This is a genomic window from Paenibacillus sp. LjRoot56, assembly GCF_964253335.1.
Classification (GTDB): Bacteria; Bacillota; Bacilli; order Paenibacillales; family NBRC-103111; genus Paenibacillus_E; species Paenibacillus_E allorhizoplanae.
The window spans coordinates 1,390,214-1,413,157 of sequence record NZ_CAXURV020000003.1; the positions used below are offsets into that span (position 1 = coordinate 1,390,214).

Annotated in this window: 16 protein-coding genes; 8 read left to right on the forward strand and 8 right to left on the reverse strand. The window is 47.1% G+C overall.

From position 1 onward, the window contains the following. Positions 1 to 57 precede the first annotated feature (57 nt). From ACSQ8O_RS25210 to ACSQ8O_RS25235, 6 genes are all read right to left on the reverse strand, one after another. On the reverse strand, positions 58 to 4,446 hold the full coding sequence (locus tag ACSQ8O_RS25210; RefSeq protein WP_436243856.1) for a family 16 glycoside hydrolase: 4,389 nt from the start codon (positions 4,444 to 4,446) through the stop codon (positions 58 to 60). A 2-nt stretch (positions 4,447 to 4,448) separates the two neighbouring features. Further along, entirely contained in the window at positions 4,449 to 6,119 is a 1,671-nt protein-coding gene (locus ACSQ8O_RS25215; RefSeq protein ID WP_436243857.1) for an S-layer homology domain-containing protein, read from the reverse strand. 116 nt (positions 6,120 to 6,235) lie between these two features. Beyond that, positions 6,236 to 8,521 (reverse strand): helix-turn-helix domain-containing protein, encoded by a 2,286-nt coding sequence (locus ACSQ8O_RS25220; protein ID WP_056617373.1) that lies wholly within the window; start codon positions 8,519 to 8,521, stop codon positions 6,236 to 6,238. Between the two features lie 119 nt (positions 8,522 to 8,640). Further along, positions 8,641 to 10,188 carry an extracellular solute-binding protein gene (locus tag ACSQ8O_RS25225; protein ID WP_436243858.1) on the reverse strand — a complete coding sequence of 516 codons (1,548 nt, stop codon included), beginning with the start codon at positions 10,186 to 10,188 and terminating at the stop codon, positions 8,641 to 8,643. Between the two features lie 55 nt (positions 10,189 to 10,243). Continuing rightward, on the reverse strand, positions 10,244 to 11,128 hold the full coding sequence (locus ACSQ8O_RS25230) for a carbohydrate ABC transporter permease (protein ID WP_236289189.1): 885 nt from the start codon (positions 11,126 to 11,128) through the stop codon (positions 10,244 to 10,246). Positions 11,129 to 11,151: 23 nt separating this feature from the next. After that, the gene (locus ACSQ8O_RS25235) at positions 11,152 to 12,120 is read right to left on the reverse strand and encodes an ABC transporter permease (protein ID WP_436243859.1); all 969 of its coding nucleotides are present in this window, start codon (positions 12,118 to 12,120) and stop codon (positions 11,152 to 11,154) included. 359 nt (positions 12,121 to 12,479) lie between these two features. Here ACSQ8O_RS25235 and ACSQ8O_RS25240 point away from each other — a divergent pair, with 359 nt between their 5' ends. From ACSQ8O_RS25240 to ACSQ8O_RS25255, 4 genes are read left to right on the forward strand one after another with little or no spacing between them, the layout of a single operon-like run. Continuing rightward, on the forward strand, positions 12,480 to 12,809 hold the full coding sequence (locus tag ACSQ8O_RS25240; RefSeq protein ID WP_436243395.1) for a PadR family transcriptional regulator: 330 nt from the start codon (positions 12,480 to 12,482) through the stop codon (positions 12,807 to 12,809). Between the two features lie 16 nt (positions 12,810 to 12,825). Continuing rightward, complete coding sequence (locus ACSQ8O_RS25245; protein WP_436243951.1) at positions 12,826 to 13,692, forward strand: pentapeptide repeat-containing protein; 867 nt, start codon at positions 12,826 to 12,828, stop codon at positions 13,690 to 13,692. A 13-nt stretch (positions 13,693 to 13,705) separates the two neighbouring features. Further along, positions 13,706 to 14,467, forward strand: a complete 762-nt coding sequence (locus ACSQ8O_RS25250) for an ABC transporter ATP-binding protein (protein ID WP_436243860.1) — start codon at positions 13,706 to 13,708, stop codon at positions 14,465 to 14,467. Next, positions 14,468 to 15,235, forward strand: coding sequence for an ABC transporter permease (locus ACSQ8O_RS25255; RefSeq protein WP_436243861.1), 768 nt, complete (start codon positions 14,468 to 14,470; stop codon positions 15,233 to 15,235). Between the two features lie 139 nt (positions 15,236 to 15,374). Here ACSQ8O_RS25255 and ACSQ8O_RS25260 read toward each other — a convergent pair whose 3' ends face one another. Next, a complete protein-coding gene (locus ACSQ8O_RS25260; protein ID WP_056618547.1) occupies positions 15,375 to 16,880 on the reverse strand; it encodes a malate:quinone oxidoreductase in 1,506 nt (501 codons plus the stop codon). Positions 16,881 to 17,490: 610 nt separating this feature from the next. Between ACSQ8O_RS25260 and ACSQ8O_RS25265 the strand changes: the two genes are divergently transcribed. The 4 genes from ACSQ8O_RS25265 to ACSQ8O_RS25280 all read left to right on the forward strand — a co-directional run bounded on the left by ACSQ8O_RS25265 (position 17,491) and on the right by ACSQ8O_RS25280 (position 21,924). Beyond that, positions 17,491 to 18,156 (forward strand): phosphatase PAP2 family protein, encoded by a 666-nt coding sequence (locus ACSQ8O_RS25265; RefSeq protein WP_436243862.1) that lies wholly within the window; start codon positions 17,491 to 17,493, stop codon positions 18,154 to 18,156. Positions 18,157 to 18,391: 235 nt separating this feature from the next. Then, a complete protein-coding gene (locus ACSQ8O_RS25270) occupies positions 18,392 to 19,735 on the forward strand; it encodes a spore germination protein (RefSeq protein ID WP_436243863.1) in 1,344 nt (447 codons plus the stop codon). A 3-nt stretch (positions 19,736 to 19,738) separates the two neighbouring features. Beyond that, on the forward strand, positions 19,739 to 20,848 hold the full coding sequence (locus tag ACSQ8O_RS25275; RefSeq protein WP_436243864.1) for a hypothetical protein: 1,110 nt from the start codon (positions 19,739 to 19,741) through the stop codon (positions 20,846 to 20,848). Then, on the forward strand, positions 20,845 to 21,924 hold the full coding sequence (locus tag ACSQ8O_RS25280; RefSeq protein ID WP_436243865.1) for a Ger(x)C family spore germination protein: 1,080 nt from the start codon (positions 20,845 to 20,847) through the stop codon (positions 21,922 to 21,924). The genes ACSQ8O_RS25275 and ACSQ8O_RS25280 overlap by 4 nt, the downstream gene beginning before the upstream one ends. A gap of 299 nt (positions 21,925 to 22,223) precedes the next feature. Here ACSQ8O_RS25280 and ACSQ8O_RS25285 read toward each other — a convergent pair whose 3' ends face one another. Continuing rightward, positions 22,224 to 22,931: a FadR/GntR family transcriptional regulator gene (locus ACSQ8O_RS25285; protein ID WP_436243866.1), complete on the reverse strand. Its 708-nt coding sequence runs from the start codon at positions 22,929 to 22,931 to the stop codon at positions 22,224 to 22,226. Positions 22,932 to 22,944: the final 13 nt, after the last annotated feature.

Genomic DNA, 22,944 nt, shown 5'->3' on the forward strand with positions numbered 1-22,944 from the left:
ATCAAAAACAGGCCGTAAACACGACGCGATAGTCGGATTACAGCCTGTCTATTACATTTATTCGATGTCCAGCTTATTCGATAGCGAAACCGGCAAGCTTTCATTCAGGAGATCCCATGAACTAACCACGAATGCATGCACGTGATAGCTCAGATTATCAGGGTCCGCTACATCGAAGTGTCCAACTACACGATTCCCGATGCCAATATCGTTTTCCATTGCGACATAAGAAACAGGTGTTGTGCCTTTGAGCAGTTGGAAAAAGACAACTTCCGTACCCGCATGATCAGCTGCATTTGGTGTACGGCTAACAAGTACACTCGCACTCAGCCCATTGCTTCTGTTCAATTGACCTTCTAAGGAGAAAGGTAATGGCGTTTCAACCGGCGGTACGACAACGACCTCATCTGTCAATTCAGTCACGAGAAAATCATCAATTCTAGCTGCTTGGTTGGCGACTCGAATACCCGCTTTCCCTTGCGTTAACGTAGGTGGATTCGAAGAAAATAACGTGCCATTATCTATTTCATCGAAAATGAGGTTATCATCGATATAGCCCTTGATCTGATTGCCATTCACGACCAGTCTCAATTGATACCAATTCCCGACGATGTAGGGATAAGGGATTTTTTTGCTGTCCAGCTCCTTCAGACTGCCATTCACCATACGACCCAGGGCCACATAGCCTGTACTGCCGCCCGCTAAGCCATTGGTGCCATTGTGAATACGCAGCATATAGAAGTTCTTCGCATCATCAGAAGCCCGTGCGATTACACCAGGCAGGGAAGTTCCGACCTGCGCTTTGACTCTTGCCCGAACATCGTAATTCGTCCATGCGCTTTGACCAACGGTAAAGGCCATACTCGTCGTTGTATATTTCTCAAGCACCTTACCTTGCTCTTCATCCACGACTCGTAAATGCGAGGAGGCACCATTCGGTGTTGCCCCATTGCTCCACCCTGTAGAAGGATCGGAATTAAAGCTGGCATTTTCAAAATTTTCTTGATAAAGCACCGCTCCGGTCGGAGCCGCTGCATTCGCTACCAAATGCAGCGTATATACCGTAGTTGTGCCGGCCTCCGAGGTAACTGTCACCTTCGCGGTACCCGTTCCATTCACCATAACGGCATCTGAGATCTGCGCTGTTGCCACATTGCTCGCTGTCGGTACAGCCTCGACGATTTTAACATAATTCGTCCTGGAAGGTACGTGAATTGTATAATCCGTTTGCCCTGGGATGAGTGCAATACTCATAGCTGGCAGTTTCTGACCTGGAGATGTCAATGGATCAGTGACCACAGACAGCCTCAAGCTGCTTAGCGTCGCATCAGAGCTCGCTTGCTTAAGCCTAAGCGAATAATAATTCGCGCCATTCCCTTCACTGGATAAGGCCGCAATCGTGTAAGTTTTCTCTTGTCCTACCGCATCAAATGTCACTTGCCCAGAAGCTGGCGCAACGGAGATGCTGCCAGTCCCATAGGCAGAACCTGTAACCGTCACCGTGCTCGTTGAAGAAGGCACAAGTACCGTGTAACTGTTGATTTTAGGATCAAAGCCGTTGATCGTCACGCCATCTACTTGGATACTGCCAAGCAATGGTACGATTGGATATACCCTCACATCATCGAAGCTTGCTAAGGCTTCATGACTGCGCAATCCGAATTTACCACTCGTACGGCTTGTATCTGTCGTTTCAATGACAAGTTTACCATCGACATAGCCTTTGATTGTCGTGCCGATCGTCTCCAGATTGAGCTTATACCATTTCGACGAGTCAATCGGTGTTGATAAATCAATCGTCGCAAGAACCGTCGTCGTTCCGCTGATTCTTTTTTCCAGAATAGCTTGATTCGTCGTACTCGTTCTCATTAATTTAAAATAATACTGACTATTATACGTGCTCGCTCTAGCCAGCAATCCCATCTGCACATTACCTGTGTAACTGCTATTCGCCACCTTTACACGCGCTTCCACCCCGTAGTCCTTTAAGTCATCCCCAAGGATGGCAAAGCTAGGCGTTGTGCCATACGTATTTACCGGAATCGCGTAAGTGTTGTTCGTCACGCTGTCGGTTGCGAATGTCCACGGTGTGGCGGCGCTGCTATACCCTGTCATCGTCCAAGCGGAAGTATCCCGATCGGTGACCGATTCGAAACCATTTTTGTACATGCCATCTGCAAATACTTTCACTTCATTGATCGATAACGGGCCATCGTACGTAGAGCCTGTTACTGTTAGCTTGACATAACGAGCTTTCCCGGTGAACCACGCCAGACTATTTCCCAGAGGCGGCACATAGGCCGGGTTCGAGCTAAATGTCATATCCGATGCTAGTGTAAAATTGACACCATCCAAGCTGGTTTCGATTTTATAGGTGTACCCTCTAGAAGCACTATTCGTCCAATCAATGCCCATCCCCGCAAGCTGGTAAGACTTCCCTAGATCGACTGTTACCGTTTGCGGATACGTGTTGGCGGCGACCGCTGCCGTTGTCTCATAGCCATCAACCAGGTTGGCCCCGCCCGTCATGCCGGGAGATAGGGTTACCGTTTTACCTGCGGACACGATATTCTTAATGCTCGGATCCACGGCTTCCAGCTCGATGAGCATGACTGCGTTTTTCTCCAGCGTTTGGCTTAGCACGATCGTGTCGGTAAGATTGACGATCCCTTCATCGACCATTTGCAGGTCATCAATTTTGTTATACGCATGATTACTGTGAGACTCATCGACAAGCAGTTTTTTGTAGCGTACGCTTTTCCCCTGGAAACCCGCAGGTAAATTCTTCACGCTAATATCCACATTGGCGGATGCTGTACCGTCACCTTGCTTGTTCCAAACCATCATCGTAGCCTTCGTATCGCTATTCTTCGTGGCTAACATCCGTGTCCCATAGATGTCTGTGCTGCCGCCGCTAGCTTTAACGCGCGTATCCCCTAACTGAGCAAACATACGCATTGTGTTGAAATAAGGTGTAAAGAAGGTACGACCGAGCACCTCATAATATTTCAGCTTATCACTCGTCCCAATCAGTTGGAACGTGTTAATGTCTGTATTTCCCCATTTGATATCCACTCTCGCGATTGCTGGGGCATTGGAACCTAAATCAAACTTCAACCACGTCCAGTAGTCGGATTGCGTAAATTGCGTTGCATCGTCATTGTCTGTTACAGCTGCAATGCTAGGATCATTGAGTACATTCGGAATTGGGATCGGATTATTGCTGCTATCAAAGAAGCGAATCTCTTTGATTTTCATTGGCTTCGAAGTCGAAGCGGATTCACGCCAACCGCGTAAGTTCAAATACTGCAAGGATCTAGGATTACTATTGGTAAAAGATTGCCAATTCGTCGTATCCCCGTTGCTTAATGCGTAGTCGACATCGAATTGGTTTTTGAAATAGGCATTGAGCGTATGCACCGCGACCCAGTTCATCGGAATGTCGGTACCTCCACGCGCATAGAAGTAGGCCGAATCGGTCATGAAGGCTGCTTGCTTGGCGAGGCCGACATTGTTCGTCGCATCGCTTAAGCCTCCACCGCCCTTCCAACCGTATTCACTCACAATTGTCGTAGCGTTCGGATAAAACTGATGCAAATAGCCCTTCATCTGAATTTCCTGTGTCTCATTCATCCGCACATCCTCTTGGTAGCGGTGCCATGAAACGAAATCCACTTGATAACCATTGGCATAGGCGATATCAACAAACTGCTTCTGCTTGTCAAAGTTATATCCGGATAACACCGGTCCTCCAACCTTAACGGATTGGCCCGTTAGTCCTTGTGTATTGACCCATTTCACAGCTTCCGACATGCCTTGATACATGCGCATATAACCGGGAATGTCATCCTTCGTATGCCCGTAAAATGCTGGCTCTAGGTTAGGTTCGTTGCCGACCTCGATGTACTCAAGTTCTGGATTCTTTTCCTTCAACGTATAAATAATTTTCTTCATGGCCTTGTCAAATTCCGGCCAATTCATCGTCGTTTCACCCGCGATCAAACGGTTCTTCTCCGGATTCGCATCGCCGCCATAGGAATACGCAAGGGAGATGAGGAGGGAATCAGAAAATTGTGACATGAAATCATACGTTTCTTTGCGTGCGCTCAGCAAATCTGGATTCGTCGCATTCCGTGCATCGTCGATGGAGTAGGCCAAATAATCACTGTTCGCACTATCTTTATTGTAATACCAGTTGATTTTGACAAAATCCCTTACGACCTTCGTCTTAATCCCTTTCAATTCATCCACGACATGAACAGGCAAAGGGGTGTAATTCGTATTATTAAATTGCTCCGTTCTCACGAGCGGCCCTTCGGAGACTGCATAGTCTGCCTCCATGTTTACACTCGCTGCATGGACAGATTGCGGGGCAAAGCTAACGGCAACTGAACTGAGCATGAGGGCTGCGGTCAGCGCAGCACAATGCTTTCTAAATAATCCCATCCTTACCTACCTCCCGATAAATGATAAATCCGGTACAGCATAACGGCTGCTTCCGCTCTGCTCGTATTAGCCAACGGTAACAGCAAGCCATCGCTGCCTTCGATGATCCCTTGCTGAATCAGTGCCTTGATGCTCTCTGAAGCATAGCCCGCTACATCAGCTGCGTCCTTGAATGCGGCCAAATTCATACCAGATCCGGCAGACTTCAGCTTACCCGCGATGGTCAGCGCTCTCGCTGTAAACGTCATCATTTCCTGTCTGGAAATGGTTTGGTTCGGCTTGAACTGGTTATCGCCAAAGCCTTGGGTAATGCCAATCGTTCTTGCCGTCTGAATCGCATCGTGATAGTAATCACTGGCGTTAACATCTGCGAAGCTTTCCCCAGCTGCCGCTGTCATTCCTACTGTCCGCATGAGAAGCAGAACAAAATCAGCCCGTTTGATCGAGGCCGCTGGAGAAAAATCCTGCTCCGAAGTTCCTGCTATGATTCCTTTGGCTGCGAGAGCCTCTATCTGCTTTTGAGCCCATGGAAATTTGGCGATATCTCCAAATGTCTTCGTCACGTAAACAACGGCATATTGGCTAAAATGTGTGGTGGTGAACGTCACTAGCCCAGTGCTCGCGTCGTATTTGCCACTTGTCACAGGTACGGGCTTTCCACTCTCATCAAGATACCAAACCGTGATGTTATCCGGGTGATTCCGCTCCGTTACCGTAGGTTGGTACGGGATCGATACGTTGACAGGCGCTTGGACATTAGTCCAAGGCACAGGTTTACCGTCAAGCTTCACATGAATGTCCACGATGGGCCGATCGCCAATTGCTGCCTTCACTTGCTCCGAGAAGCTATCTGCTTGGATATGACGCAATGTGATAGACACATTTGCTTTCCCTGCCATTTCCTCTGTCGTAAACATGTTGCTAGGCAAAGTTATCGTACCGAACTCGGTTTGAAGCGTCAGCTGTCGGACCCTGCCTCCTGCGGTTAGTGCAGCCGCCGGAAGGGTCGTCTCATAGGCTAGCGCACCATCTACTTTCTGCACGTTCAGCGTCAGTTTGGACGAAGCAGCGCCCTGCACGTTCGCGAAGGCTTGGTCTAGCGCTTCCAGTGTCACAGCCGCTTTCGCCACGCCAGCTGCGTCAGGCCTACTCACAACTTGAAGCTTCAGCTCACCGATGCCGTCAGGCTTCACGGCAGGAAGCTCAGGCTTTGTCGGGGTATCTGTTACAGGATCTGATCCTAGATCTGTACCTGGGTCCGTTCCCGGATCTGTTCCTGGGTCTGTCCCTGGATCTGTTCCCGGATCCGTCCCTGGATCTGGATCACCGCCCCCGCTTGCAATGACTAAGAACGTTGCCACACTCACATCGCTTCCAGAACCAACCTTCACCGTATAACCCCCCAGTGGTGCATTCGTCGGCAATGTTACCGTCATTCCCGCGAGCAGCTCCGCCTTCGTCAGTTGGTCCATTTCCAACATCGTTTGATTCGGTCGCATAATCTGAACGAGGACTTCCTGCAAGCTCGTTATTCCTTGAATCGTCAACGATTCGCCCTGCTTTTTCTGTCCGATCGCAGCAAGGCTCGTTGAGGGCTCAGCTGCATCGACAATGCTTCCCGTGAAGAGCAATACGAAGAGCAATAGCATACTTGTTAATCGTTTTATTAACACCGAATTACCTCCTGTTCCCATCAAAATAGTTGGATATATAATAAGGAAGCGCTTTCCAAAAAGTGATGAAGGTGGACTTTAGGTCAGCAGACTACCTGTTCCTAAAGTCCTTTTCTTTACTTCTCTGGTTTACCCCGATACTGTCCAGGGGTTATACCTTCCATTTTGCGGAAATAGCGAATGAAATTCGCCGGATTGTTGTATTTGAGCTTCTCCGCGATATCCGTGACGGTCATATTCGTCTCACGCAGCCAACGTTTGGCAATATCGAGACGGTATTGAGCCAAATACTCGGCAAAGTTAATCCCCGTCTCCTGTCGGAACACCCGACTGATGTACTGTGGGTGATAATTAATGCGTGCAGCGCATTTTTCCAACGTTAAATCCGTATCAAACGCTTCCTCAATCAGTCGCTTCACCTCATCCGAAATCGTGCGGAACTGCGTATCTCTCCGCTCTTCCAGCAAGCCGATGCTAGGCTCCACAATTTGCTCATAGAACCAAGCTTCAATCTCGCGGGCAGCATGAAGGTGCAGCAGTTCATCGAATAAGGAACGCTCCTTCTGATTCAGCGCATATAACGAGATGCCGGAATCTTGTAGCAGACGGATCAAATCGACCAACAGACGCACGAGTGAAAGCTGATAATCATTGTGGTTATCGACGGATTTGGAGGCATTCTCAATGAATGTCGCTAACGACTCATGTGCACGCGTCTTATCTGACGACTGAATCGCATCGATTAATTGCGCTGCTGCTTCCTTCGGATATTGACTCTCCTTGCCTTTCTTAGGCTGCACGTCCTCAATGAACAATGCCGCCTCCCTCCCAAGCTGCACGCGGTATTTCAGCGCTACTACGCATTCCGCGTAGCCTTGCTCCGCATCCATCCAATGCGTGAAGCTCCGGCTGATGCCTACGCTCGCTTCTACGGATAAGTAACCTTTCACCGCTTCTTGAATCGCTACGGCCATATCGAACACTTTATTCTTGAAGGCTTCTTCAGAACCTGTCTGCGTCCCAGCAATCAATAGCACCGCATCTTGAAAAACGATTGGAGCTAGTCGCTCTTGACTTGGCACTAGTTCCGAAACAATATTGCTGATAGCGAAGAGCAGTAAATCACGGTCCTTCTCATCAAACCGACTTTCCGCTAAATCATCGATTTGGAAGAGCAGCACGCGCATTTTATCCCATTCCAAGGTATAGCCATAATACTGGAGTCGCTCTTGAATCTCGGATGACTTCGCCTCGCCCGTGAGCATTTTACGAACAAGCAGCTCCGTCATATGCTCCTGTTGGCCTTCTAACTGAAATTGCATACGCGATTGATTGGACAAAAGCGATTGTATGCCTTCGCTGATAACGCCTAATTCGTCCTTCGCCTCACGGGAAGTTTTGGCATCTGCAAGGGAGCGATAAATGCTCCTTACAGGCCTATACACGCTGCGTGTACCAAGTACCGCGATGATTACAGACGTACATAAAGCGATGACACTGACCCATAAGGACGTCCATGCAATGCTTTTGGCCCGCTTCGTCATCTCGCTGATTGGGAGCACAGATACGTAAGTCCAACCATTGTAGGCTGATTTACGATAAGAAATAGACATGTCCTCGTCTTGCACTTTGGACTTGAACAGTCCTGTTGGCTCGCTAGATTCCGCAATGTGCCGAATGAACACCTCTTGCGACATATCCTGACCGATCAACGTTCGATCCCGATGAGCAACGAGCTTGTTCATTTCATCCACGATGTACATTTGCCCCATGTTGTCGTCTTCTAAATCGATCAGGTTGTTCGTTTCCTTCCCTGACAACAGAACCGCCATCATCCCCTGAGGCTTCAGGGAGTTGATCGGCCACTTTTTCACATTCATAATCGTATAGTTATTGCTCACGACCAATGATTCCGCATCATAGCGCTCGGATAAGTCCATGCTGACCCACTTGGAGCCAGGTTGCATCGTAGCGAACTCACGCAACAGATCCTTCATTTTCACATGACTATATTCGTTAAAACCTGAATTGTTAATTAACCAGTCATTCTCCAGGCTATACAGGAAGACGTCCTTGATCCCAAGCTCGAAGGTCTGTATCCCCAGAAGGTTATCATAGAGATCGTTGATAAGCTCCGCATCCGTGATGGTAAGCCGCTTGCCAATCGCGCTCGCCATCAGGGGGGTATTCAGCAATTGCGACGCCGTGTAATCGATAGTCTTCAAGGTTTGCTCGACGCGCAGCTGCGTTTGACGCAAGATTTGTGCGTTGCTTTCGTTTACCTTTTCCAGAACGGTATGAGAGGAATACGTATAAGAGTACCACCCCAAAATAAGAACTGGAAAAGCCCCCACAACGAGCGTCAGCACGATTAATTTGCGTAAGTAAGTATGTGTCTTCATGCCCCGGTTGTCTCCTTCAGCAGGCTAGTCTCGGTTACTGCCAATTCCTCTAGTATAACAAATAGGATCTGTGTCATGGGGAAAAACACAGACCCTGACAGCGGGGCACAAAACTTTTATTATTTCTTGGCTGATTTGTTATATTCGGCTGTGTACTCTTCGATCACCTTGCTGCCGCCATTTTGCTTCCATTGTTCCACTACTTTGTTCCAGCCGTTCTCATCAATCGCGCCCATAATAAATTTCGTTCTCGCGTCCTCGATCAATTTATCCAGTTCCTTGCCTTTTTCGCTAGCCGTGTCCGAAATAAAAGCGTTTACCGGATTCTCAATCGCGATTTTCGCATTTTCTTTCCATACATTGTCCCGTTGGTGAACAAGCTCAGGACCGAAGGTTGTCACTTGATCTCTCAATACAGCAAGCTGAGAAGAATCGCCCATCCCGTATTCTACGAGTAATTTAGGATCTGCTGTTTTCTTGTATTCCCCGTTTTCAACCGTGTATTGACGGCCTTCAATTCCGTTATAGAGCATATTCTGCATGTCTTTATCGGATAATTTATCGAAATAGTTCAAAATCGCTTTCAGTTCAGTTTCTGTTTTTACAGATGTTTTGGGAATCATGAATATCCCATAGGATCCTGTTCCAGCAATACTGCGAAGTCCCTTCGGCCCTTCCAATGCACCAATTATTGTGACTTTAGCTTTCGGATCTACCTTCTTCGCTTGTTCTTCAATTCCGTTCGCATCATTCAAGTTAGCAACCCAAGCTCCAGCTGTTCCTTTGTTCATCACTTGGCGACCGTCTTTGACTACAGCGAAATCGAGATTGATCAGCTTCTCATCGTACAGCTTTTTGTAGAACTTCATCGTTTCCAAATACGCCGGTGACAGGTGCGCTGGGCTCATCTTGCCATCCTTCAATTCCCAGTCTGCTGGTCCACCATGCCAAGCCAACATGTCTCTCCAACCCGCTGGCGTTTGCTGCTCGACGAGTCCGACCGTATCATTTTTACCATTTTTATCTGGATCATTATTCGTAAAAGCTTTCAGCACATTGTAAAAATCATCAATCGTCTTCGGTACCTGTAGGCCCAGATTGTCTAACCAATCCTTACGCAGGGTAATCCCGTCTCTTGCCAAATCGCGCTCACGATAAATCCCGTACACTTTCCCATCGATAGAAATCGCGTTCAAGGCAATCGGGTTCATGCGGCTCAAGTTTTTGTAATCCTTCAAGTAAGGGCCGAGCTCCCAGAACATGCCTGAGCGGACGGAATTCACGATGAAAGGTACCTTCTGATTCAAAACGGTAATGACACTCGGCAGCTCACCTGAAGCCACCGTTGCACTCAATTTATCCGAATAGGTCGCAGATGGCACCCAATTCAATTTCAGTTCTGTGTTCGTCACGCTTTGAATTTTCTTGAAAATCTCACCATCAGTTGCCATCGGCTCCGGATTGAAGCTCGGCATCATGATCGACATTTTATAAGGAGCTGCGGGCTTCGCGACTTCCGTTGTTGCACCGGATGGCTTTGCGCTTGCATCGGTACTTACCGCTTCCTTACTTCCTCCGCCACAACCTGCAGCAACCCCAGCAGTCAGTGTTAGAAGAGAAGCTAATGCGATGGACTTACTCATTTTCGGATGTAACCTTTTTTTCATGATAAACGTCCTCCCTTTTTATATGATACATCTATCGAGAAACTGTGGAAACAGTTTACCCTTTAACAGAACCAAGCAACACGCCTTTGGCGAAATGCTTTTGCAAAAACGGATACACAATGAGGATTGGCAATGTGGAAATAACGATAACAGCCATCTTCACACTTTGCTCAGGCGGTTGTACGAAATCAGCTGCGAGTGAAGTCGAATCCCCCAGCCCGCCGCCATCTGACATGATGACAATCTGTCTGAGCAGCACCTGAATCGGCCATTTCGTGGAATCATTAATATAGAGCACGGCACTGAAAAAAGTGTTCCAATGGCCCACCGCGTAGAACAGTGAGAAGGTGGCAATGGCCGGCAGGGAAAGCGGAATGACAATGCGGAACAAAATTCCCGGATCGGAGCAGCCATCGATCTTGGCAGATTCCTCTAAGCCATCGGGCAACTGCTGAAAGAAATTCCGCATAATGATAAGATTGAATGCGCTAATCGCGCCTGGAATCAACAAAGACCAATACGTATCAATCATGCCCAGCTGCTTAATCACCAGAAACGTAGGAATCATACCGCCGCTAAACAACATGGTGAAAATGACAGCGATCTGAATCGGTTTGCGGTAATCCAAATCCTTCCGCGCCAGCGGGTAGGCCATCAAACACGTCATTATGATATTAATGAGCGTACCTGCAATCGTGATGAAAATTGTGACGCCCATGCTGCGCATCAACGTACCGGTGGAGAAGATGTACTCATAGGCACTCATCGAAAATTCCGTCGGGAACAGGATAAAGCCTCTCTGCAGTAATTCCTTTTGGGTCGCAAACGAGCCCGCAACGATATAAATAAAAGGGATCAATGTCACTAATGCAAACACCGTTAACAATGTGATATTAACCGTATCAAACAGTCTACTGCCAAACGAACGATCTTTTACCATGGGATAACCTCCGTTCCATTGTCTTACACGACACCTTCCTCGCCCATTCGCTTGGCGATAAAGTTCGAAGCTGCCACAAGCACCAGTCCAACAATTGATTTGAACAATCCTACAGCCGTGCTATAGCTATACTGTCCTTCCGAAATCCCTGTGGAATACACATACGTGTCGAACACTTCGCCTACCTCGCGATTCATCGCATTCAGCATGAGCCAAATTTGTTCAAATCCGGTGTCCAGGAAATGTCCGAGCCGCAGGATGAGCAGAATCACAATCGTGGAGCGAATAGCCGGAAACGTCACATGCATCATTTGTTGCATGCGGTTCGCACCATCGATGCGAGCAGCTTCATATTGCTGGGGGTCCACACCCGACAACGCAGCTAGGAAAATGATCGTCCCCCAGCCTGTTTCCTTCCAGATCACCTCTGCTGTGATGAACGTTCGGAACCAATCCGCGCTGAGCAAGAAGTTAATCTTTTCACCACCAAGTGACTTAATCCCCTCATTCACCAGTCCCCCTTCGGTTGTGAAGAACAAGTAGACAATGGATACGATGACGACCCAGGACATGAAATGTGGGATGTACACCACGGTTTGAATCGTTCTTTTGAACAGCTCAATGCGAAGTTCATTCAGCATCAGCGCGATAATAATGGGTAATGGGAAAAAGAAAACAATATTATAGATCGCTAATATGAACGTGTTGCTGAGCAGCCGCCAGAACAGCGGGTCTCCAAAGAAACGATCAAAGTGCTTCATCCCCACCCATTCGCTGTCCCAGAAGCCGAGAAACGGCTGGTAATTCTTGAAAGCGATAAGAACGCCGTACATAGGTACGTACTTAAAAATGAGAAAATATAAGATGCCAGGGAGCAGCATCAGATACAGCCATCGGTTACGCAGCAAGCGTTTCACATGTTGCTTACGATGTATCCCTCTCGCGGATGTCGCGGATGCCTTGCTCGCGGCTAGGGCTGATTCCGTGTGCATAACTGCACTTCCTTTCCTATCAGACTGAAGTGGTGATGTTCATGTTCGAACACGTCAATTGCTACCTCTGCATCATAGGGAACACGCGCCATTGCCGTCCATAGTCATTCCTGCACGTGTTTCATGCGAACGTGCAAAGCCTGTCATACCAAGGGTTTTCGCCGCATGGTAGTCATCATCAAACACCGTATAGTCATTGTTATACTCAGTGATGAGGGGAAGAAGAAAAGACGAGAAGCCCTATCCGCTCGGCGAAGGGCAGGTGGATTGAATTTTATTTCAAACAAAGTATTTTATTTAAAATAGTACCTTGACAGTCATAGTACTATGCCGTATTATAATAAATGTGAGGTGATGATATGAGCGAGAACAAAATTACATCCGACCTGCTCCGCGGACATACCGATACGATGATACTACGGCTCTTATCCGAAGCTGACCGCTACGGCTACGAAATTGTCAAATTGATTGCTGAACGCTCGGGCGGCGAATATGAATTAAAGGAAGCCACCATGTACTCCAGCGTCAAGCGGCTTGAGACAGACGGCGATATCGAGTGGTATTGGGGCGATGAGTCTCAGGGAGGAAGACGCAAGTATTTCAGGATTACCGAAAAGGGCAAGAGTGCTTACGTCAGCAACAAAAACAATTGGGAGTATTCGAAGCGCGTACTAGAAAATTTATTATAAGGGAGAGATTGCTATGATGAATCAGAAATTAACGAACTATTTGAACGGTGTTTTCACACCCTATGATGGGGTAAAAAGCGTCACTGAATTAAAGACAGATCTGCACTCCGATTTGCAGGAGCGCTACCGTGAACTCAAAGCTGAGGGCAAAGACGATGAAACCGCGTTTACGATGACCATTGAGAGCATCGGCGACATCGAACAAACGATCTTAGAAGTCGCCAACCTCTCCCGCTCGCTGGAACGGCAATTAGTGACTAACTTTAGCGCAAGCAACCTGGCAATGAGCGACTTTGCAGGCGTTAAGGCTCATAAAGGTCAATTTAATGCTAGCGCGTTACGCGGTGCCGACTTTGCAGGCGCTGACTTAACCGGAAGTTCATTTAAGACCAGTGATCTACGTGATGCCAATTTTGACCGCGCCAATCTGACGGACTGTGTCCTAACTGCAACTGACCTTACAAATGTAAGCTTCAATGAATCGACTCTTGTACGTACCAACTTCAGCGTTTCGGGGATGGAGGGTGCCAAATTCACAGGTGTAAAACTAACCGATGTCACGCTAAGCAAGATCGACCTTAGGAAAACAGTCTTTGTAAATTGTATTTTTGACGGCGTGAACTTTGAATTATCCGACTTGAGCGGGCTGAATTTTGACGGGCAAACCTTTATCGGCGTTAAATTTGATAAATCGGCAGTAAACGAAGTTTCATTTAAAGGCGCTATATTCAAGAATGTGTCTTTCCAAGCGTTCTTTTCATTGACCAATAAGTATTACCGTGCCTTCAAAACCATCTGCTTTGACGGCGCAGTCATGGATAAACTGACTTATGCATCTCTTAAAGGTATGGGAGCCGATTTGTCTAAAGTAACTGTTCGATAAGGAGGGAAAACTTATGCCAACTAATTCGATTCAAGTCGTTGAATTGCACAAGTCCTACAAGCAGCATCAAGTCCTTAAAGGCGTTGATTTCGAGGTGGAAAAGGGCAGTATTTTCGCCCTTCTCGGCTCCAACGGGGCTGGGAAAACAACGGTTGTCAAAATCCTCACCACGCTGCTCAAACAAGACAGCGGAACTGCCACCGTAAACGGATACGATGTTGCGTCAAAACCCGATCATGTTCGGCAGGCCATCTCTCTGACTGGGCAATTTGCCGCGGTGGACGAAATTTTGACAGGACGGGAAAATCTGATCATGATCGCGAAGCTGCGATACCTCAAGGATCCGCGTCAGGTTGCGGACGACTTGCTTAAACGCTTCGACTTGATAGATGCCGCCGACCGCAGGGCGTCTACGTATTCGGGTGGTATGCGCCGCAGGCTCGACATCGCCTTGAGCCTTGTGGGTAATCCGCAGATTATTTTCCTCGACGAGCCGACAACTGGGCTTGACCCCGAGGCACGCATCGAGGTTTGGAAGATTGTCAAGGAGCTTGCCGATGGCGGCACGACAGTACTCCTAACCACGCAGTATTTGGAGGAGGCTGAGCAGCTTGCAGACCGAATTGCTATTCTGCATGAAGGTAAGATTATCGCCAGCGGCACCCTCTCGGATCTAAAAAAACTGTTCCCATCTGCAAAAGTGGAATATATTGAAAAACAGCCATCATTAGAGGACATATTCCTCTCTATCGTCAGCAAAAAGGAGGCGAAGTAAATGGAAACGGCAAAAAATCATTTCTTCACCGATATTAGCGTTATGCTTGGACGTTCCATGCGCCATATTTTCCGCAGTATAGACACCATCATCACGGTCTGCATCACGCCAATTGCCATGATGCTGCTGTTCGTCTATGTGTTAGGCGGTGCCATTCAAACCGGAACGGATAACTATGTGAATTACCTGTTGCCAGGCATCCTGCTTATGGCGATCGCAAGCGGCATAGCCTATACGTCTTACCGCCTGTTCATGGATAAACAGCGAGGTATATTCGAGCGGTTCCACACGATGCCGATTTCACGTTCCGCCTTGCTTTGGGGGCATGTGCTGACCTCTCTGGTTTCCAACGCCTTATCCCTAATCGTCATCATTCTTGTAGCGTTGCTTATGGGTTTTCGTTCGTCCGCGGGCATAATGCCATGGCTCGCCGTAGTAGGCATACTCGCGTTGTTTACACTGGCCTTAACTTGGGTTGCGGCGATTGCCGGACTGTCCGCAAAAACGATTGAAGGTGCCAGTGCATTCTCCTATCCACTTATCTTCCTGCCGTTTATCAGTTCGGCGTTTGTGCCGACCGAGTCAATGCCGACGATCGTTCGCGTCTTTGCCGAAAACCAGCCGGTGACCTCGATCGTGAACGCCATACGTGCACTACTGACAGAGCAGCCAGTGGGCAATGAGATATGGGTCGCGCTTGCGTGGTGCGTTGGGATTTTGATTGTAGCCTATTTCTTTGCAATGCGGGTGTACAAAAATCGGGTGTAAAAAAGTCAGCTTCTTCTGAATTGAACATCCAGCTGAATCCAACAAAGCACCCAAGTGGTGCTTTTTATTTTGCCCCGTGGGAGTCATGTATACAACAAAAAAAGGAATCCCGCCGCTAAGCTGAATTCCCCACTATTTATTAACGTGACACCTCTAACGATTTCTTTCCACTTAGACCAAGAATCCGTGAAGTTGACGTATGAATTTCATCAATAAGCTCTGGATGTTTCAGAAGTGACACACCGTAACTCGGAATCATTTCTTTAATTTTCGGTTCCCATTCCTTAACATGCTCTGGGAAACATTTCGTTACTAGCTCAAGCATAACCGAAACCGCGGTAGAAGCTCCAGGAGAAGCACCGAGCAAAGCTGCTAAGGAGCCGTCAGCTGAACTAATTACTTCCGTACCAAACTGAAGCGTACCTTTGCCAGCAGCCGTGTCTTTAATAACTTGTACACGTTGACCCGCTACAACTAACTCCCAGTCCTCGGTTTTGGCACTTGGGATAAACTCCCGCAGCTCTTCCATCCGTTTTTCTTTCGATAGCATCACTTGCTCGATCAGGTACTTCGTCAATGACATGTTCTTGGCACCAGCCGACAACATCGTCACGAGGTTATTCGGTTTAACGGAAGTTACCAAATCGAACATAGAACCGGTCTTCAGGAACTTCGGCGAGAACCCGGCAAATGGTCCAAATAACAACGATTTCTTGTTATCGATAAATCGTGTGTCCAAATGCGGAACTGACATTGGCGGTGCGCCCAGCTTCGCTTTGCCGTATACTTTGGCATGATGCTGCGCGACAACAGCTGGATTATTACATACCATGAATATGCCGCTTACAGGGAATCCTCCGATATTTCTACCTTCTGGAATACCGGATTTTTGCAGCAGATGCAGGCTTCCACCGCCTCCGCCGATAAAGACGAATTTAGCTGTTTGGCGCTCAACACTGCCACTATTGATATTGCGTATTTTCAATTCCCACGAGCCATCGCTAGTACGTCTCAAATTATCAACGCTGTGTTTGTATTTGATATCAACGTTCTTCTTCTTTAAGTGATCAAATAGTATACGCGTTAAAGCGCCAAAGTTAACGTCCGTACCGGAGTCAATTTTGGTTGCCGCAATCGGTTCATTTGATGGACGATCTTTGATAATCAACGGAATCCATTCCATTAGCTTTTTAGGGTCATCGGAAAATTCCATCCCTTGAAATAGGGAGTTCTTCGACATCGCTTCATGCCGTTTCTTCAAAAACGATACATTTTGTTTCCCTAGAACCATACTCATATGAGGCAATGGCATGATAAAGTCTTGCGGATCACGGATTAACTTACTGTTTACAAGATAAGACCAGAACTGCATGGAATGCTGGAACTGTTCATTAATTTGGATAGCTTTACTGATATCTATAGATCCGTCTGGTTTTTCGGAAGTGTAGTTAAGCTCGCACAGTGCCGCATGACCTGTACCTGCATTATTCCATTCGTTGGAACTTTCCTCTCCAGCATTTTCGAGCTTCTCAAAGACTTTAATTTCCCATTCTGGGACTAATTCCTTCAGAAGTGTCCCTAAAGTCGCACTCATGATGCCAGCACCGATTAAGATGACGTCTGTTTTCGTTTGTCTGTTGCTCATTTTTACCATCCTTATACCCTGAAATTTGCAGAAAGGATATAGGCGCGCCTGCTTCGCGTTACAGCAAGCCAAGTCGCGGCCTAGACACACACCTTTTCTGTATCAATTAATAAGCCAATCGATAAAATATTATTACTATTATATGATAGTTATAAGCACTACGACAAGAAGTGTGTCGAAGAAGTCTTGTCGATTAAGCGAATAACTACTAAGAAAGACCTGCAGCATTCAGCTGTAGGTCCATAGATAGTCAATTTCAACACATATTTACTCAATCGATGACGAAGTCTGTTATTTTTTATGCTCCGAAGGGCCTTGAGCCAAACTTCGCGCAATTCATTATAATCGAAACCGTGCCCTTCAGCAATACTTCTCCCCATAGCCATAAAATAACTTCCTCCCAATTCCCATTATCTCTATATCCTGCTCCTCCTACCTGAAATCCATCCATCGTTTTCCTATGGCACTTACGGTTCTAGACATATCCGATGACATCGCCCCTTTGCACCTTGGCAGACAATTGTTTAATATAATTAAATGAAGGTAATGTAAATAGTTTGCACGACTGCCTTATCTTCCATAGATCTGATCGACTGGGGCTAACTTCACGATGCAACCAAAATCAAAATTAAAAATAACTGTTTTCTTAGTCCTAAGCATTCTTTCGGTTATCTGCTTTAGCGTAGTTGCTTCCCTTATAAAAGGGCGATGGATCGCACAATTCGACAGCAGAGTTATTTCTGTCGTTCAAGGAATGGAATCTCCATGGCTGACTACCATCATGAAATGTTTCACATTCATCGGTTCAACGCCCGTTGTAATTACCATTTCCATATGTTCCCTATTTCTCTTATTTAAATTTCTGAATCACCGACTTGAATTAGTTCTATTCCTAGTCCTCGTGGCTGGCACAGCCATCTTGAATCAGCTCTTGAAGTTAGTTTTTCAACGGGAGCGCCCTACGCTTCACAGACTGATTGAAGAAACCGGATATAGTTTTCCGAGTGGTCATTCCATGACTGCCTTCGCGTTGTACGCTGCTCTTTCATTCCTGCTTTGGCGACACGTCCCTTCGAAAAGTGGCAGAACGATCGTCATTTGTATTAGTATCCTTATGATTCTTATGATTGGCAGCAGTCGGATCTATCTCGGTGTCCATTATCCGAGTGACGTTGTCGGCGCATATTTAGCTAGCGGATTCTGGTTCACTTTCTGCGTTTGGATCTTTCAATGGTATATGGAAAATCGGAAACATCTACCCTCAAGTATTGAGTGAGATTCATGAACCCTGTGAACCCCTGCCTGTCATAGCGGTGCGATGTAAGTAGCTGGCGCTGCATCTAACTACCCGGTATTACTTTTCAACGTTTAAACATACAGCGACAGGTCTAGGACTTTAATTACTCGTCCAAGACTGTCGCTGTTTCGATTGTATCAATCTCTGATTATTCTCCTCCCTTTCAGGGCACGCTAAGCCGCATGGTAATGTAAGGGAATTTGGGGGGATTGGCATGATTGAACGCATCCGTGCTGAATTGAATAATCCAGCTGACCTATTCTATGACACCCTAGACAATGGCTATATGCAAATGGAAGTGATTTACTTCCCATCTCTTTGTGACCTTGCACTAATCAAAAATGGATTAACCGTTCCTTACTCTTACTGCTTTAATCCTGAAGAATTCGATCGTATGCTGAATTCGAACCCTGCCTTCGGCAAAGCGGATCACTCCGAGCACTGGACGTCCCTGCTGCTCAAAGGCACTGTCCTCTTTCAAATTGAAGAGCAGGTCTATCGCTTTGATGTACAGCGGAAGTTCCAAGACAAGCCTGATACCGTTCAGGTTGAGGTTGCCATTCAGGGGCCTCAGAGTGCGCTTACCGAAGATTTGGATTTAAATATTAGCCTCGTTCGGATGCGTTATAATGCGCCCTCCCTTTGTGTAGAAACACATACAATTGGACAAATTTCGAACACGCGAGTCTCCGTTCTTTATGACAAAGACCTGGTCAATGAAGATGTACTTGGACTTTTAAACGAGCGGATTTCCACCATACAAATCAAAATTCTCCAAGCTGCCGGCCAGCTCATGCAGTCGCTCTCGGGACGGAGACATCGTTTTTTCCCGATCATCCTTCAAACAGAGAGACCCGACCGTATCGCAGCCATGCTCGAACGAGGGAAGATTGCCCTTCTTCAAGATGGAAGCCGCTTCGGACTCGTTCTTCCTGTACGGCTCTTTGATTTCCTACATGCCATGGATGATGACTATGAATCCTATTGGATGAGCAAGTGCCTCGTCCTGCTTCGCTATTTCGCCATGCTTTTAACGATTACACTGCCCGCTCTTTATATTGCGATCGTCTCTTACAATCCTGAAGTGCTTCGTGTCCAATTGACCCTTTCGATCGCAGGAAGCCGTGTCGTCGTCCCCTATCCGTCCTTTATCGAAGTCTTCATCATGTTATTCATGATCGAAGCCTTGAACGAGGCTAGCCTCAGGTTACCGCGATATGTGGGCTCGACAGCCACAACGGTTGGGGGGCTCATTCTGGGTCAAGCTATCCAACAAGCCGGGTTAGTAAGCTCCATTATGATTATTGTGACCTCCGTTGTGGCGATCTCCAATTTCGTCATTCCAAATAACGGCTTCGGCTACTCGGTCCGCTTCGTTAAATACATCTTTGTGATAGCTGCCATTTTCTTCGGGTTGCTCGGTGTCGTCGTCCTTGGCTTCATCTTAATCTCCTATTGGTGTAGTCTTCGAAGCTTTGGCCAACCCTATTTGGCCTTCTACATCCCCAAACTTGAGGCGAAAGCACACCACAACAACCTTAGAAAGGGGTCAAAGTAAATCATGTCACGCTATACCTACTATCATGTGCTCTATGTAGGCTTGATTAATATCATGATGTTCGTCCCCTCTCTGCTGATTCGAGATCGGTTCAATGGCGCCGTTTCGGGCATGCTGGTCGCAATGGTTATTGGCTCCATCCTCTCGCTTGGCACCATGGCTTGCTTCGAACGGTTTCCAGGACTCGGCTTCCCGGAAATATGTGATCGGTATACGCCACGTTGGTTTCGTCAAATCAATATCTTATTTGCCGCGCTGTGTCTTTGGTTACCGGCTGGAATTATCGTGATCTATGCTTATTCAGAAACGGTTCGCATGTTCTTTTACCCCGACATTAACCCCTTTCTGAACCTGCTTCTCATGGCAACCGCAGCCGTATGGGCATGCAGCCGATCTACACGTACTGTCCAATTTATTCATGAAATTATGGTCATACTTAGTTCACCATTGCTCATTTTGTTTATCATGAAAGCTATATTCAATGAAAACATTAACTGGGATGCGATTCGTTATGTAGCTGGTTATGTCAATAAGCCTCCTTCTTTCATGACGATTGCTGCCTCTACCTTCCTATTCTCTGGCTATCTCAGCCTCCTTATTTTTAATCGGCTGTATACCGTAGGTTTTAAATTTCATTTTCGCTGGATCGTGCCACTATTTGGCATATTATTCTTGCTGGTTACTTTTTTTGTGCCTATCGGTTTTCATGGTACGGTTGGGGTTGAAAATTATGTGTACCTCTGGAGTATGACGGCTGACTCCATGGTGACGGAATACGGGTTTATTAACCGTGTCTTGTTCGTCTTCCTGCTCCTCTTCACAGGGTTATCGCTGTTGTTCGTCATGAATACCTGGCATACGACCATCATGTTGCTTCGCTACTCAATTAATGGCGCAACTGAAGTTGAAGAAGACCCTGTTCCTTGGATGAACGTATGGCTCGGAGTGGGCATTGGCTTACTTACTCTCCTGTTCATGCGTATTGTCAATCTGGAGCGAAATCAATACTTCTCTGAGGGCTGGCTAATCCTTCGATTTTTCGTTGAAATCTATTTCCTTTTCTTGATGCTTTATTTTGTATGGAAGCAAAAAAAGGAACAGGTACGCCTATGAAAACATTTCTCACCTGTATTTCCCTTCTACTTATCTGTACATGTCTTGGCGGTTGCAGCTTTAAAGATATCGACAAGCGTTTCTTTGTCGTCGCCATGGGTGTCGATTGGACAGGCAAAGAGGATAAACCTTATCTCGTCACTTTGCGGCTTGCCATTCCCGCTTCTAAAGTTGGCGAGGGGCTGGCAGAGAGCCAGATCGAATATCAAGAAGCCAAGAGCATTGCGGAAGCCGTCAGAAATCTTAAAGCTCATGTCGATAAAGAGCTTGATTTCGGTCATTGCCGGATGTTTCTATTTGGCGCTAGTTTAACGAAGGAGTCCTTAGAAGAGCCATTGAATTGGCTTACACGAAGACGCGACATTCAACTTATTTCTTATACAGCTGTCGCTGAACCTACTGCGAGCAAGCTGCTAGAGTCGAACCCAACTACCGAGAGACTTTCCGGTAACTCCTTTTTTCTTACTTTTGGGAAAGAGGGAACGGTGTCTCCTTACACAGTAACAGAGCTTTTGTTTGACACCTTCCGACGTTTCAAAGAAAAAGGGTTAGATCCCTATTTTCCGATCATTAGCTTTGATGGTGATTCTTATGTCGTTGAGCATCTTGCTTTGATGAATAAAACCAATCAGCGTATCGTTCTCAACCCACCTGAGACTCAGCTGTATAATATGAGTGCGAATGAGTTCAGCAAGTCAGGGATTACGATCACATATAATGGGGAACCGCTTGCCTTCTATGTCGCCAGAGTCTCCCGCCATATCTCGATTTCCAATGCAGATATTCCGGTCATCAAGCTGAAACTCAATCTTACAGGCATAGTTGAACAAGGTACGTTAGGCTTGGATATTCATAAGGTTCAGCCGCAACTTGAACAGCATGTCAACCAAACCGTTGAGGCTCTCCTCTACAAAATCAGAGATGCCAAGGTTGACCCTTATGGCTTTGGGCTTCATTATTTGGGACAGTATTTTGGCAAAGAGAAGGATTGGGAGCATTGGCAGTCTGTTTATCCCGAGGTTAAGTTCGTGGTGGAGACTCATGTGAAAATCGAGAGCACGGGTTTGGTGCATTAAAAGAGCGGTAGGCCACCTTCGAGCCTGCTTGCCCCTCGCCTGGAATTAGTCGTTTTCACAGACTAACTCACCTGCAGGGCCTCTGTTTCTTCCGAGTTAGTCGGTTTCATCGACTAATTCCACCTGCAGGGCCTCTGTTTCTTCCGAGTTATTCGGTTTCACAGACTAACTCACCTGCAGGGCCTCTGTTTCTTCCGAGTTAGTCGGTTTCACAGACTATAACACCTGCAAGTACCCTCATATACCAAAAAGAGGCCTTCCCTTCACCTCATCGAGTTGTGGAAAGCCCCTCTGGCTATTCAAATATATTTGATTAAAATACTTTCAACATGCTCCAGATGAACACGCATCGCTTGAGATGCCAGCACCGGATCTCCGCTGAGGATCGCTTCATGAATCACTTTATGTTCCTTCAAAAGCTGAACAGCCACTTCCTGATTCGCGTAGAGCTCCGCGCGCCGAATATCGCGAATCATCATTTCCATCGCATTGCGGATCGAGTCACACGTCTGCACCATGATGGCGTTGTGTGTCGCTTGCACGAGCAGCTCATGAAAGGCAAGATCGGTTCGTTCCCCCTCCGCATCATCGCCCACGGAGTTCTCCATGTCTTGCATGATTCGCTGGAGCTGAGCTAGGTCCTCCGTCGTTCGTTTCCGCGCAGCTATAGCAGCGATCGAAATCTCAAGAGATTGCCGCACTTCCATGAGCTCCAGGAGCGTGGTTCGATTCATCCGCAGTGTTGTCCACTCGGGCAAAGAAACCTCCGCGGGCGCCTGCCGGATGACACGGCAAGCACCCCCTTGCCGAATCTCGATGAGGCCCATCGCCTTTAAGGCGCTGAGAGCCTCACGCATCGTGGAACGACCGACGCCGAAGCGCTCGGACAACTCTTTGGTAGAAGGAAGCTTGTCGCCCATCTTCAACTGACCCTGAATGATCATCTCTTTGATCTGCTGAGCGATCTCATCATAGTGATTCTGTTTCTGCAGCTTCGTAACTTCCATAGGAATACCTCTT

Bases quoted from the DNA above. Each gene is read 5' to 3' on its own strand.
- ACSQ8O_RS25210 (WP_436243856.1), bottom strand. From the start codon at position 4,446: ATGGGATTATTTAGAAAGCATTGTGCTGCGCTGACCGCAGCCCTCATG.
- ACSQ8O_RS25220 (WP_056617373.1), bottom strand. From the start codon at position 8,521: ATGAAGACACATACTTACTTACGCAAATTAATCGTGCTGACGCTCGTT.
- ACSQ8O_RS25225 (WP_436243858.1), bottom strand. From the start codon at position 10,188: ATGAAAAAAAGGTTACATCCGAAAATGAGTAAGTCCATCGCATTAGCT.
- ACSQ8O_RS25230 (WP_236289189.1), bottom strand. From the start codon at position 11,128: ATGGTAAAAGATCGTTCGTTTGGCAGTAGACTGTTTGATACGGTTAAT.
- ACSQ8O_RS25235 (WP_436243859.1), bottom strand. From the start codon at position 12,120: ATGCACACGGAATCAGCCCTAGCCGCGAGCAAGGCATCCGCGACATCC.
- ACSQ8O_RS25240 (WP_436243395.1), top strand. From the start codon at position 12,480: ATGAGCGAGAACAAAATTACATCCGACCTGCTCCGCGGACATACCGAT.
- ACSQ8O_RS25245 (WP_436243951.1), top strand. From the start codon at position 12,826: ATGAATCAGAAATTAACGAACTATTTGAACGGTGTTTTCACACCCTAT.
- ACSQ8O_RS25250 (WP_436243860.1), top strand. From the start codon at position 13,706: ATGCCAACTAATTCGATTCAAGTCGTTGAATTGCACAAGTCCTACAAG.
- ACSQ8O_RS25255 (WP_436243861.1), top strand. From the start codon at position 14,468: ATGGAAACGGCAAAAAATCATTTCTTCACCGATATTAGCGTTATGCTT.
- ACSQ8O_RS25260 (WP_056618547.1), bottom strand. From the start codon at position 16,880: ATGAGCAACAGACAAACGAAAACAGACGTCATCTTAATCGGTGCTGGC.
- ACSQ8O_RS25265 (WP_436243862.1), top strand. From the start codon at position 17,491: ATGCAACCAAAATCAAAATTAAAAATAACTGTTTTCTTAGTCCTAAGC.
- ACSQ8O_RS25270 (WP_436243863.1), top strand. From the start codon at position 18,392: ATGATTGAACGCATCCGTGCTGAATTGAATAATCCAGCTGACCTATTC.
- ACSQ8O_RS25275 (WP_436243864.1), top strand. From the start codon at position 19,739: ATGTCACGCTATACCTACTATCATGTGCTCTATGTAGGCTTGATTAAT.
- ACSQ8O_RS25280 (WP_436243865.1), top strand. From the start codon at position 20,845: ATGAAAACATTTCTCACCTGTATTTCCCTTCTACTTATCTGTACATGT.
- ACSQ8O_RS25285 (WP_436243866.1), bottom strand. From the start codon at position 22,931: ATGGAAGTTACGAAGCTGCAGAAACAGAATCACTATGATGAGATCGCT.